The sequence below is a fragment of the Collinsella sp. TF10-11AT genome, assembly GCF_003437565.1.
In the GTDB taxonomy this organism is placed as follows: domain Bacteria; phylum Actinomycetota; class Coriobacteriia; order Coriobacteriales; family Coriobacteriaceae; genus Collinsella.
This window is the reverse complement of the sequence record NZ_QSQW01000001.1, coordinates 53,727-65,948: the sequence shown is the minus strand read 5'-3', so window position 1 is coordinate 65,948 and position 12,222 is coordinate 53,727. Positions and strand designations below refer to the sequence as shown.

The window sequence follows — 12,222 nt, the reverse complement described above, 5'->3', positions numbered from 1 at the left end:
GTATAGCAGACTTTTTTGCCGGCGCGTATATCGTTGGCAAACTGGAAAACCACCACAAAGGTGCCTGTCCCCTTTGTGGTGGTGGGGCGTTAGGGGAGGAGCTTCATCGCGGCGTCGTGGGCGGCGTGCTCGTAGGTGTCGTCGAGGGGTTTGAGCGGCAGCAGGGCGGCGGCCTGTGCGTCGCCACGGCGCTCAAGGGCGTGGGCGATGAGCCAGTCGGCAAGTTCGGGGTTTTTGGGCAGCGCTGGTCCGTGCAGGTACGTGCCGATGACTCCCCTGTAGATCAGACCCTCAAAGCCATCGTCGCCGTTGTTGCCGGTGCCCGCGACGACGGACGTTCCGAGCGGCGTGGCATCGACGTCCAAAAGCGTGCGGCCGCCGTGGTTCTCGAATCCGACAAAGGGCTCGGGTGCCAGGTCGGTCTTGACGGCGACGTTGCCGATCAGGCGGTCGGAGCCGCGTACGGTTTCGGCGGCAATGACCCCCAGACCCTCGATGCGATCCTCGCCCATATAGTACGAACGGCCGAGCAGCTGATAGCCGCCACAGATGGCAAGCAGCGAGCCGCCATCCTCAACATAGGCCGCGACCTTGTCTTTTTGAGCGAGCAGTTCATGTGCAACCGCCAGCTGGTCGCGATCGGAGCCACCGCCCATCATAACGATGTCGGCGTCGGTCAGGTCGAGCGTCTCGCCCATGTGGACTTCGTCCACACGCACGGGAATGCCGCGCCAGGCGCAGCGGCGCTCGAGGGCGATAACGTTGCCGCCGTCGGCGTAGAGGTTGAGCGCATCGGGGTACAGATAGACGATGCGCAGGGGGCGCGAGAGCTCGACCGGCACAATGTCGGTGGGGACAGCGCTGCCATCGGCGCGCGTTACGGCGTGGGAGGCAACCGAGCTTGCATCGGCGCCCTTGAGCCCGTCGAGTTCCTTGACCAGTGGCGGGAAGGCCGTGTAGTTGGCGACGGCGTAGAAGGTGTCATCGGCGGCCTCGTCTGCCACGGCGCCGATCGCCTGCGCGACGTCCGAGATAATCGCGGCATCGATGCCGGCGTACTTGAGGCGTACCTGCATGTCGTGCGCACGCGTGCCTCCGGCAAAGGCGACAAGACCCGGCGTGTCGGCGATGCGCTCGAAGTCGACATCGTAGATCCACGAGACATCGTGGCCGTCGGCATCGTTATCGTTTAGGAAGAAGGCGCAGAGCCTGCCACCTGCCGTTTTAATGGACTGGATCTGGCGATCGAAGCCCACGGGATTCTTGGCCAGGTTGGCCTCGACGGTGCGGCCGGCAATATCCCAGCGGCCCATGCGTCCGCCGGCGGGCACGTAGGCATTAAGCGTGGGCTGCAGGTGCGCCGCGTCCACGCCCAGCTCGTGCGCCGCAAAGAAGGCGGCGGCGACGTTATAGACCATGTACAGGCCGTTGTAGCGCGTGGCGATGTGCACGGCGGGCGCGTTGACCTCGGGTCCAAAGGCCAGGTCAAAGCCGTAGCCGTCGCAGCCGAGCTCAACGCCCGTCACGCGGCGGAGCAGCGCGGGGCGACCCCAGCCGCACGAAGGGCAATGATAGGCGCCCAGCTGTCCGTACTGCACATAGTCGTATTCCAGCGGGGCGTTGCACTGCGAGCAAAAACGCGAGTCGCTAATGCGGTCGGACTCGGTGCCCGTGGCGCCGTCGATGCCAAAGGCGATGCTCGTGTTGGGGACGCGCGCGGCGATCGAGGCGCACAGCGGATCGTCGGCGTTGTAGATGAGCGTTGTCGTCGGCGAAAGCTCCAACGCGTGGGCGATGACCTCCTGGGTGTGGTCGATCTCGCCATAGCGATCCAGCTGGTCACGGAACAGGTTGAGCAGCACGAAGTACGTCGGCTTGAGCTTGGGCAGGACGCGCACGGTGTAGAGCTCATCGCATTCAAAAACGCCCACGCGCTTGCCGCTGCCGGCACGCTTGAGGCCGCTGCGCGCCTCGAGCAGGGCGCCCACCACGCCCGGCTCCATGTTGTTTCCGGCACGGTTGCATACCACGGTGGCGCCGCTGGCGGCAACGGCGTCGGCGATGAGGTTGGAGGTGGTGGTCTTGCCGTTGGTGCCGGTGATTACCACGCTGCGGTCGACCAGGCTCGCGAGGTCGCTCAGCAACTCGGGGTCGATCTTCATGGCGATGCGGCCGGGGAGTACGCCGCCCTGGCGCTTAAGGACGGAGCGCAGCCCCCAGCGGGCGATATCGCTCGAGGTGCAGGCGAGAGATGAGCGGAAGTTCATGAAGCCGTTCCTAACGTGAATGACATGGTCGTGACGTTTGCGCCGTTAAAAGCCGTAACGGCGCGCAAATTCCTGGGCAAGCTGCGATACGTCTTCGCAAGCGCTGGCCCAGGGGGCAAAGTCGGGAGTATCCGAGATGATGCCGTCGGCTTCCCAAACTGCCTGATGCGAAAGGTCCCAGGGGTCGTGCGGCTCGGGCCGGCAGGGAAGGTACGGTGTCTGATACATGGGGTTCAGCAAAAAGAACGCGCCGCCCTCGCAGCGGTTGGCAAACTCGCGCAGCGCGCGTGTGGCCGGGCGCATCTTGTTCGTTTTGAACAGCAAGATCGTGCGGGCGAGCAGGTACCAGGGGGAGTCCTCGAGGACATCGGCCCCCATCTGTTCCTCGAGCTGGTGGGCCAGGGCAAAAAAGCCGTCCTCGTCTTCCAGACGAGCGAGGGCGAGTAGCACGGTGCCTGCAGCTCGGGTGGGATAGCCCTCCGCCTTAAGAACACGGCGAGAATAGTTGGCGGCGGCACGGTAACGAGCGCTCGCCATGCACAGCTGCGAGATGGCCTCGAGCGTGTGGAGCCACCCGATAAGCGCCGGCTCGCTTACGGTGAGATCGGCCGCCGTCACGCCGTCCGTCAAAACCTTGTTGGCCCAGTAGTGTGGGGCCTCCATGTCGAACCCGGGCACGCTTTGCTGCAGGTAATCGGCCGTGGTCGCCTCGAGTTTCATCAGGTCGCCCAGGCAGGCGTCGACGGGCGTGTCCGCCAAAATGATGGCGAGCAGCTGGGCATCGACGGCCAGCGCATCGACGCGGACAATCTTGAGCAGCTCATCGCGCATATCGTCGAACAGGCGGTTGCGTGTCTTCTCAAACTCCTCGTCGCTGCCCATGTCTTCGATGCGATGGAGTTCGTCGAGCAGGTGGCGGTGGACGCCGGCATAGGACAGCAGCGCCTGGGCATGCTCGGTCTGCGCATACTTGTGAGGGCTGACGCTCACGTCGTTATGGACAAGATCGCGTGCTGCATCGGTGAGTTCGGGGTGCGACGCAACGTAGGCGCGCTCCAGGTAGGCGGGGATGTAGACGCTCGGATCCATTAGAGGTCTCCTCCCTTAAACGGCAAGCCCTGCTCGGCCGCTCGCAGGATGCGCTCGTCGATCTGGGAACGCACGATATCGTTGGTGGCGACCCAGGCGGCAAAGCTGGCGTTGTCGGGGGCGCCCAGGCCCTCCTGCAGAACCGGCGTCGCTTCGGACAGCGCAAGGACAAGCTCGTCGGTGGAGCCCGCATCCACGTTGACGCGGGCATAGACGCCATCGGGAAACTCGGTTTGGAAGTAGAGCGCCTCGGCTGCGTGCGGGCACGAGCGTGCAAGGATGCGCAAGTAGTGCTCGGCGCCCTCGTAATCCAGCTCGCGCCAGGCGGCGCTCATCAGCGCGATGAGCGTCCACGGGTCCAGGTCGCGCTCTGCGTCCTTGGGACGGCGGCGCAGCGGCGTGTTGGCAAGATAGGGCACGGAGTGGGCAGAACGAAAACGCTTGAGCTCCTCGGCAGGGTATTCGAGCTTTGCCATGGCAAGCATCGCAGTATGGCGGACGCCGGCGGGGTCGTTGGGCGCAAAGTCTAGGCTGCGATTCGCGGCATCCAGCGACATGCGGTAGCGGCCGCTAATGAGCGCGCGCGATGCCAAGGCGGCAAGCCAGCGCAGGTAGGGACGGCGGGTCAGGTCGCCTGCGGCCTCACGCTCGTAGGAGTCCTGAGCCGAGGCAATCTTGAGCGCCAAATCGTGCTCCACCTCGTCGCACTTGGACACCAGATACTGCACGTATTCCTCGTTGGATTCGGCGGTGAGCGCCGTCAGCATGCGCTGGGCATCCCAGTTGGCCGGATCGAGCGCGGCTGCCTCGCGGAGCATGTTCTCGGCTGCGGTCTCTTCTTGCTCTGCCTGGGTATCGTCAGGGATAAAGGGAATGCGGTAGTCGACAGCCTCGACCACCTTGGCAATGAGATGCCCGGCGCGGTCGCGGTCGTGCACGATGAGCGGCGCGGGGTTGCGGGTGAATTGTTCCATCAGACGCTCTACGGCGGGGCCGTCGGTGAGTGGAATATTGTCGCGGCGCAAGGCCTCAAGAACGAGGCGATGGCAATCCTCTTGAATGGGATCGAATGCCATGGGGCCTCCTTTGCTGCGGTTAGGGTTCAAATGTCTCTATATAAGGTTCTAGTTTACCCGCATGTGGCACACCGGGGGTGCCGCACTTGGACATGCACCTTTGCACCACGAAGACGGATGTCGCACAAATGTCGGCACCTTGGACGACTGAGTGGTATCACGGTGCCGCAAACGGTCGATTTTTGGCGGCGAACGGGGCGCATTTTGGAGGGGCACAGTCCTGCCCGGGATATGTGGTCAACCTTGATAAAACGTTTGCCCAGCTTGGGAGTATGAATGCCCCACAAGGGTCTTCAGGGATAGAAAAAACGTTTCATCATTGTCGGCTTTAGGTGAATAACTGACCAACCAGAACGGTAGAATAGTGTTTGTCTGAGCGTTGAGACGTTTAGACATCGCGCATTGTCATCGCCGGCAACGCGCAAAACGGTCCTAACGGAGCCAATCGGGTGCTCCGTTATATACGCAAGTCTAAGAGGGGCTTGTTTAGGAGGCACAGTATGGGACGTTTTACCAATCCTCGCGATCTGTACTTTGGTGAGGGCGCTCGCCACGAGGTGAAGAACCTCAAGGGCAAGAAGGCCATCATCGTTTCTGGCGGCAGCTCTATGCGCCGCGGCGGGTTCCTGCAGGACGTCGAGAACGACCTTAAGGAAGGCGGTTTCGAGGTCAAGCTGTTCGAGGGCGTCGAGTCCGACCCGTCCATCGAGACGGTCATGAAGGGCGCCGAGGCCATGCGCGAGTTCGAGCCCGACTGGATTATCGCCATCGGCGGCGGCTCGCCCATCGATGCCGCTAAGGCCATGTGGGTCTTCTACGAGTATCCCGAGGAGTCCTTCGATAACATCATCCAGCCGTTCAGCTTCCCCGAGCTGCGTCAGAAGGCTCATTTCTGCGCCATCTCCTCTACCTCCGGCACCGCTACCGAGGTCACCGCGTTCTCCGTCATCACCGACTACGCCAAGGGCATCAAGTACCCGCTGGCCGACTTCAACATCACCCCTGATGTCGCCATCGTCGACCCCGAGCTCACCTACACCATGCCCGCCAAGCTGTGCGCTCACACCGGCATGGATGCTCTGACCCACTGCATGGAGGCCTACGTTTCCACCTGCGCCTCTATGTTCACCGACGCCAACGCCCTGCACGGCATCCGCGAGATCGTCGAGTGGCTGCCCAAGTCCTATGCTGGCGACCATGAGGCCCGTCAGCACATGCACGAGGCTCAGTGCATCGCCGGTATCGCCTTCTCCTCGGGCCTGCTCGGCATCGTTCACTCCATGGCTCACAAGACCGGTGCTGCCTTCGAGAACGGCCACATCATCCACGGTGCTGCTAACGCCATGTACCTGGGCAAGGTCATCCAGTGGAACTCCAAGGACCCGCGTGCTGCCGAGCGTTACGCTTACGTGGCCAAGGAGATCCTGCACCTTCCCGGCGAGACCAACGAGGAGCTCATCGCTGCGCTCGTCCAGAAGATCCGCGACCTCAACGACCAGCTCAACATTCCGCAGTCCATCAAGGATTACGCGAATGGTGGCGTGAAGGTCGACGCCGAGAACCCGCAGATGGTTTCCGAGGAGGAGTTCCTCGCCAAGCTCCCCGAGATCGCCGCGAACGCCGAGCAGGACGCCTGCACGCCCGAGAACCCGCGTGAGACCAAGGCTGCCGACTTCGAGAAGATTCTCAAGGCCTGCTACTACGACACCGACATCGATTTCTAATCGACTCTTGTTATCGTAACGAGGGGCTCCGCACGTATCTGTACGGAGCCCCTTTCTTTTTCTTTTAGAGAATGGGATAGTTATGGCTGCAATTTTCAATAGCCCCAGCAAGTACATCCAGGGTCCGGACGAGCTCGCCAAGCTCGGCTCCTATGTCGAGCCGCTCGGCGCTAAGGCCCTCGTCGTCGTGACGCCTTCGGGCAAGAAGCGCGTCGGTGCCAAGATCGAGGGCGGTTTTGCCGAGGCTAAGGCCGAGCTGCTGTTTGAGGACTTTAACGGCGAGTGCTCCAAGGGCGAGGTCGATCGCCTGGTCGCGCTCGCTCGCGACAACGGTTGCGACATCATCGTCGGCGTCGGTGGCGGCAAGATCCTCGACACCGCGAAGGCCGTCGCCTATTACCTGGAGTCCCCGGTTATCATTTGCCCCACCATTGCTTCGACCGATGCCCCATGTTCGGCGCTTTCGGTGCTCTACACCGACGATGGCCAGTTCGATAAATATCTCTTCCTTAAGGCAAACCCCAACATTGTCCTGATGGATACGACGGTTATCGCAGCGAGCCCGGTGCGCCTGACGGTTTCCGGTATGGGCGATGCGCTCGCAACCTACTTTGAGGCCCAGGCGACGCATGATGCCGACGGTGGCACCTGCGCTGGCGGCAAGGGCGGCATGGCCGGTCTGGCGCTCGCCAAGCTCTGCTACGAGACGCTTATGGCCGATGGCGTCAAGGCCAAGGTCGCGCTGGAGAAGGGTGCGCTCACGCCTGCAGTCGAGCATATCATCGAGGCCAATACGCTGCTTTCGGGCATTGGCTTTGAGAGCTCGGGCCTTGCTGCTGCTCATGCCATCCACAATGGCCTGACGATGCTGCCCGAGTGCCACGGCATGTATCACGGCGAGAAGGTCGCCTTTGGCACCATCGTTCAGCTGGTACTCGAGGATGCTCCGACTGAGAAACTCGAGGAAGTCTTGGGCTTCTGCATTGAGCTGGGCCTGCCGGTCACGATGAAGGAACTTGGCGTTGCCGAGCTTACGCGCGAACAGGCCATGATTGTTGCCGAGGCCGCCTGCGCGCCCGATGACACCATGTGCAATATGCCGTTTGAGGTGACGCCCGAGATGGTCGCAAACGCCATCCTGGGTGCCGACGCGCTGGGACACTACTATCTCATGGATGAGTAAATCAAGCTAAGGAAGGGGCAAAGCCAGCAGACGGCTTTGCCCCTTTTTGCTATGGTGCAAAGGGGTCAGGTTACTTTGCACCAATCGTTGTTTGATGAAGGGCGGATTCTCGTATGGCGCTTCCTATGGTTTATGGCGGTCCCGGCCGGTATGTTCAGGGGCCGGGCGAACTTTCGCGTCAGGGCAGGTATTTGTCATGGTTGGGCTGCGCTGCCTATGTCTTGTTTGACCAGGGCACCGAGGATCGGCTGTGCAGGCAGATCGTCGATGGATTTCTGGATGAAGAACTAAGCGAGCCGTTCTTTAAAATTTACAACGGTCCGTGTACGGAAGATGCCGTTGTCGAAATGGCCAAGGAAGCGCGGGCCGAGTATTGCGACATGGTAGTCGGTATCGGTGGTGGCAAGATGCTCGATATCGCTAAGGCCGTTGCGTTTTATGCTGAGCTGCCGTTGTGTGTATGCCCCACGGCGGCTTCGACGGACGGTCCGTGCAGCGCGATTTCAGTGCTGTATCACGAGGATGGGTCGTTCGATCGCTATCTGATGCTCGAGAAGAATCCGGACCTGGTCGTGGTCGATACCAACGTGGTCGCGGCGGCCCCACTGCGTATGACGGTCGCCGGTATGGGCGACGCACTGGCAACGTACTTTGAGGCGCGTTCGTGCGCCGCGGCGCACGGCGCCAACGAGCATGGTGGAACACCGGGGCACTTGGCCCTGGTCGCGGCACGTGCCTGCTACGACACACTTATGGAGTGTGGTGTCGCTGCTAAGCGCGACCTCAAGAAGGGTCGCATGTCACCAGCGGTTGAGCGCCTGATCGAGTGCAATATTCTGCTTTCGGGCGTTGGCTTTGAGAGCGGTGGCTTGGCGTTGGCGCATGCCATCTCCAATGGCCTGACGATTCTGCCCGAGTGCAAGGCCATGCACGGCGAGGCCGTAGCGTTTGGTCTGGTGGTCCAGCTTCGTCTGGAGCGTGCGCCCGAGCTTGAGCAGGTGCTCGAGTTTTGTCAGCGTGTTGGTCTGCCGACGACGCTCGAGGAGCTGGGCCTTGGCGAGATTTCCGATGCCGATCTGCAGAGTGTTGCAAATGCGGTTTTTAGAAACGAGCGTAACATGGCCAACGAGCAGGCCAAGGTGACCAAACAAAAGCTCGTCGAGCTCATGCGCGAGGCATAGTTTGGCGCTTGATTGACCTTGTGCAACCGAGGTGGCGATTGCCATAGGCTATTTGTCCCAAAGGTGCTCCGCGTGTAATTTGCTCGAGGCACGGGCCGATGGCGTATCATTATTTCTTGCTTGTTTGCACTGCTCAGGGAGGGGCCGCGCATGGCGCAGGAACACGATCTGTTTGATGACATTATCGAGATCAGCAAGGGTTTCGACTTTCTTAAAAACCCGCTTGGCGGTGTGACCGACGCACTCGATCCGTCGGCGCCGCAGTGGAATCCTGCCGACTACAAGGAGCGTCCGCGCGGCAACACCATTCCGTGCTTGACCTGCAAAAACGAAAAGAGCGGTTGCACCGCGTGCATGGATGTGTGCCCGGTCAACGCTATCGAGGTCGAGGAAGACGCTATCGAGATCCTCGACTCCTGTCGCAAGTGCGGCCTGTGCGCCGCTGCCTGTCCGACTGAGGCGATCATCTCGCCGCGCCTGGCGCCCAAAAACCTGTATGACGACATTGTCTCGGCGGCTACAAGTCACGAGACCGCCTACGTTACCTGCACGCGCGCCCTTAAGCGCATGCCACGCGAGAACGAGGTCGTCGTTGCCTGCGTGGGCGATATTACAGCCGAGACCTGGTTCTCGGTGCTGGCCGACTATCCCAACGTGAGTGTGTATCTGCCGCTGGGCGTGTGCGATAAATGCCGCAACACCGGTGGCGAGGACATGCTGGGCGAGGCGATTGCGAAGGCCGAGGAATGGGCTGGTACGGGTATGGGCCTGGAGGTCGACCCCAAGAGCCTCAAATGCCATAAGCGCCGCGAGTACGAGCGCAAGGAATACATGGAAAAGATCGCCCGCACCACGGGCCTTACCGTGACCAAGCTCAACCCGGCAACGGCGGCGCTGGCCTCGGTGACGCAGAAGCTCAAAGCCCGCCGCCACCAGATTACCCAGCTCGAGCGCACGCTCAACACCATGTGCGGTACCACGACGGCAAAGCGTCGCCGTACGCTTACGCACGGGCGGCAGCTGGTGCTCTCGACGCTGCAAAACCACCCCGAGCTTGCCCAGAACATGCAGGTGAGCACACCGGAGTGCGATTTTGACAAGTGCACGTCGTGCGGCGAGTGCGTCAACGTGTGCCCCACGTTTGCCTGCGATCTGGTAGGAAGCGGCCGCTTTGCGTTGGAGTCCACGTATTGTTTAGGCTGCGGCGCCTGTGTCAAGGTTTGTCCCGAGCATGCGCTCAAGCTGGTTGAACACGATGCGTCCAACTTGGTTGTCGTCGACCCCGAGGCCGAGGAAAAGGCTGCCCAGAAGGCGAAGGCTCACGAGGAGGCCGAGAAGGTCAAGGCCGAGGCAAAGGAAAAGCTCAACAAGGTGCTCGACCAGGTGGAAAAGCTCGCAGACTAGTCGGCGACCCCAATCTCTGCTTCATTCGTGCCGCCGTGGCGTCCGGGTTCGCCCAGATGCTGCGGCGGCGCTATACTTATGCAGTTTGAAATGCTTGTACCAAAAGGAGCTGTCGTGTCCCTTTCCATCGGTATCGTGGGCCTGCCCAACGTGGGCAAGTCGACGCTGTTCACCGCGCTTACCAAAAAGACCGGCCTTGCCGCCAACTACCCGTTTGCCACGATCGACCCCAACGTGGGTATCGTCGACGTGCCCGATAGCCGCCTGCAAAAGCTCGCCGACATCGTCAACCCGGGCCGCATTGTGCCGGCGACGGTCGAGTTCGTCGACATCGCAGGTCTGGTGAAGGGCGCTAATGAGGGCGAGGGTCTGGGCAACCAGTTCCTGGCTAACATTCGCGAGACCGATGCCATCTGCGAGGTCGTGCGCTACTTTAAGGACCCCAACGTCATGCGTGAGGTGGGCCGCACGGGCGAGTTCGTCGACCCCGCCGGCGATGCCGACACCATCATGACTGAGCTCATCCTGGCTGACATGGGCACGCTCGAGAAGCAGCTGCCCAAGCTCGAGAAGGAGGCCAAGCGCGACAAGGAGCTCATGCCCAAGTTTGAGGTCGCCAAGCGCCTGCTTGCCTGGCTCAACGAGGGTAAGCGCGCCGCATCCATGGAGATGACCGACGAGGAGCGCGCCGCCGCCAAGGGCCTGTTCCTGCTCACTATGAAGCCCATCCTGTATGTGGCCAACGTAGACGAGGACATGCTCAACGAGGACCTGGCGCCAATCGATGGCGTCAAGCCGCTGCCGATCTGCGCCAAGATCGAGGCCGAGCTTTCCGAGCTCGATCCCGAGGATGCGGCCGACTACCTGGAGAGCTTGGGCCTGGAGCAGCCCGGTCTGGACGTGCTCGCGCAGGCGGCTTACAAGCTGCTCGGCCTGCAGTCATTCTTTACGGCCGGCGAGATGGAGGTCAAGGCCTGGACGGTTCGTCAGGGCGCGACCGCCCCGCAGGCCGCCGGCGTTATCCACACCGACTTTGAGCGCGGCTTTATTAAGGCCGAGGTCATTGGCTATGACGACTACATCGAGCTCGGCGGTGAGCAGGGCGCCAAGGCCGCCGGCAAGCTGCGTATTGAGGGCAAGGACTATGTCATGGCCGATGGCGACGTCGTGCACTTCCGCTTTAACGTGTAAGGACGACGCATATGTTTAAATATGGCAAAAAAGCTGGCTACATGGGTATTGCACTGCTCGTGCTTGCGGTGATTCCGCTGGTGGTCGCAGCGTGCGTTATCCCCAACATTGGTCCCGAGGTGGCAACAAAGTTTAATGCCGCCGGCGAGGCGACGCGCTGGGGCAAGAGCTACGAGTTGCTGGCACTGCCGGTGCTCAACCTGCTGCTGAGCGTGGCGACGTACTTTACGGCGGGACGCCAGGCTAAAAACAATGATGACTCCGCCGCCATGGCGCGCATCGTGTGCGAGCGCTACCTGCGCAACGGTTGCATCACGGGTGTGTTCCTCAACGTGGTCAACGTTTACTTTATGTACTCGGCGATTACCGGAACGGGCTTTGGCTTTGGTTTCTAGCTTGTCCTTTTAGGCAACGAGCCTGCACGCATATTCAATGGCTGCTGCGAGGCCGCCGCTCGATCGTGGTTTAAAGACCATATCGGCGGCGGCCTCGTTTTCGTATCCGGCGCCGCGAAGGGCGAGCGCGATACCGGCTTCCAGGAGAAGGGGCAGACCGCGTTGGCTGGTTGCGATTACGGCAGCCTGATTGAGCGAGCAGCTATGCGTTTGGCATTGGATGGCAAGTTCACCTTGCGCCGGGCAAGGGACCAGAACGGCGGCGACGCGACTTGATAGCAATGCAAATGCTGTGCGCTCATCGGGCGAAAGGCATTCGGCTTCAACGACGACGAGCTTGGGCGGTACGCTGTTTGTGCAAAGCGTGGCTCGGTACATGCGGACCGAAGAACCCGACATAGAAAACTCCTGTGTATTCGGCAAAACGTAAACTATAGTTTACGTTTTTGTTCAGCTCCATTTCAAACTCGGCTGCATGGACGAACGTGCGAAACAGATTCTTGGCAGGCGGGTCGAAGAGACACGCAGGGACCTTGGTATCTCCAAGGTTGATTTTTGTGTGGCGACAGGAATCAGCCGACCCTACCTCGACCGAATCGAAGATGGGACGGCAAATTTCACGCTCAAGGTTCTATTTAAGATCGCGCCCGCACTCGGCATGACGGTGTCAGAGCTTCTCGAGGGGATCGAATAGGGGATACCCGTCGACAAC

The 12,222-nt window shown here is 61.2% G+C and carries 11 protein-coding genes; 7 read left to right on the top strand and 4 right to left on the bottom strand.

Features of this window, described 5'->3' with window-relative positions; translation table 11 throughout:
* Positions 1-89: 89 nt before the first annotated feature.
* Genes DXC99_RS10460 through DXC99_RS00285 form a run of 3 tightly spaced genes read right to left on the bottom strand, consistent with a single transcriptional unit; the run spans position 90 to position 4,432 of the window.
* Positions 90-2,267, bottom strand: a complete 2,178-nt coding sequence (locus DXC99_RS10460) for a MurT ligase domain-containing protein (protein ID WP_233505630.1) — start codon at positions 2,265-2,267, stop codon at positions 90-92.
* 45 nt (positions 2,268-2,312) lie between these two features.
* On the bottom strand, positions 2,313-3,356 hold the full coding sequence (locus tag DXC99_RS00290; RefSeq protein ID WP_117628889.1) for a hypothetical protein: 1,044 nt from the start codon (positions 3,354-3,356) through the stop codon (positions 2,313-2,315).
* Entirely contained in the window at positions 3,356-4,432 is a 1,077-nt protein-coding gene (locus DXC99_RS00285; RefSeq protein WP_117628888.1) for a hypothetical protein, read from the bottom strand. Before DXC99_RS00285 ends, DXC99_RS00290 begins: the two co-directional genes overlap by 1 nt.
* Before the next feature lie 500 nt (positions 4,433-4,932).
* Here DXC99_RS00285 and DXC99_RS00280 point away from each other — a divergent pair, with 500 nt between their 5' ends.
* From DXC99_RS00280 to DXC99_RS00255, 6 genes are all read left to right on the top strand, one after another.
* Entirely contained in the window at positions 4,933-6,156 is a 1,224-nt protein-coding gene (locus DXC99_RS00280; protein ID WP_006234677.1) for an iron-containing alcohol dehydrogenase, read from the top strand.
* A gap of 82 nt (positions 6,157-6,238) precedes the next feature.
* Positions 6,239-7,339, top strand: coding sequence for a glycerol dehydrogenase (locus DXC99_RS00275; RefSeq protein WP_117628887.1), 1,101 nt, complete (start codon positions 6,239-6,241; stop codon positions 7,337-7,339).
* A gap of 113 nt (positions 7,340-7,452) precedes the next feature.
* Positions 7,453-8,520 carry a glycerol dehydrogenase gene (locus DXC99_RS00270; RefSeq protein ID WP_117628886.1) on the top strand — a complete coding sequence of 356 codons (1,068 nt, stop codon included), beginning with the start codon at positions 7,453-7,455 and terminating at the stop codon, positions 8,518-8,520.
* A 150-nt stretch (positions 8,521-8,670) separates the two neighbouring features.
* Positions 8,671-9,924: a 4Fe-4S binding protein gene (locus tag DXC99_RS00265; protein WP_117628885.1), complete on the top strand. Its 1,254-nt coding sequence runs from the start codon at positions 8,671-8,673 to the stop codon at positions 9,922-9,924.
* A gap of 114 nt (positions 9,925-10,038) precedes the next feature.
* Positions 10,039-11,115 (top strand): redox-regulated ATPase YchF, encoded by a 1,077-nt coding sequence (gene ychF / locus DXC99_RS00260; RefSeq protein WP_055309950.1) that lies wholly within the window; start codon positions 10,039-10,041, stop codon positions 11,113-11,115.
* Between the two features lie 11 nt (positions 11,116-11,126).
* Positions 11,127-11,510, top strand: coding sequence for a DUF1648 domain-containing protein (locus tag DXC99_RS00255; protein WP_117628884.1), 384 nt, complete (start codon positions 11,127-11,129; stop codon positions 11,508-11,510).
* A gap of 9 nt (positions 11,511-11,519) precedes the next feature.
* On the opposite strand, the gene DXC99_RS00250 is transcribed toward DXC99_RS00255, so the two are convergent.
* The gene (locus DXC99_RS00250; RefSeq protein ID WP_117628883.1) at positions 11,520-11,909 is read right to left on the bottom strand and encodes a hypothetical protein; all 390 of its coding nucleotides are present in this window, start codon (positions 11,907-11,909) and stop codon (positions 11,520-11,522) included.
* A gap of 76 nt (positions 11,910-11,985) precedes the next feature.
* On the opposite strand from DXC99_RS00250, the gene DXC99_RS10595 reads away from it, so the two are divergent.
* The gene (locus tag DXC99_RS10595; RefSeq protein WP_035136926.1) at positions 11,986-12,204 is read left to right on the top strand and encodes a helix-turn-helix domain-containing protein; all 219 of its coding nucleotides are present in this window, start codon (positions 11,986-11,988) and stop codon (positions 12,202-12,204) included.
* Positions 12,205-12,222 lie beyond the last annotated feature (18 nt).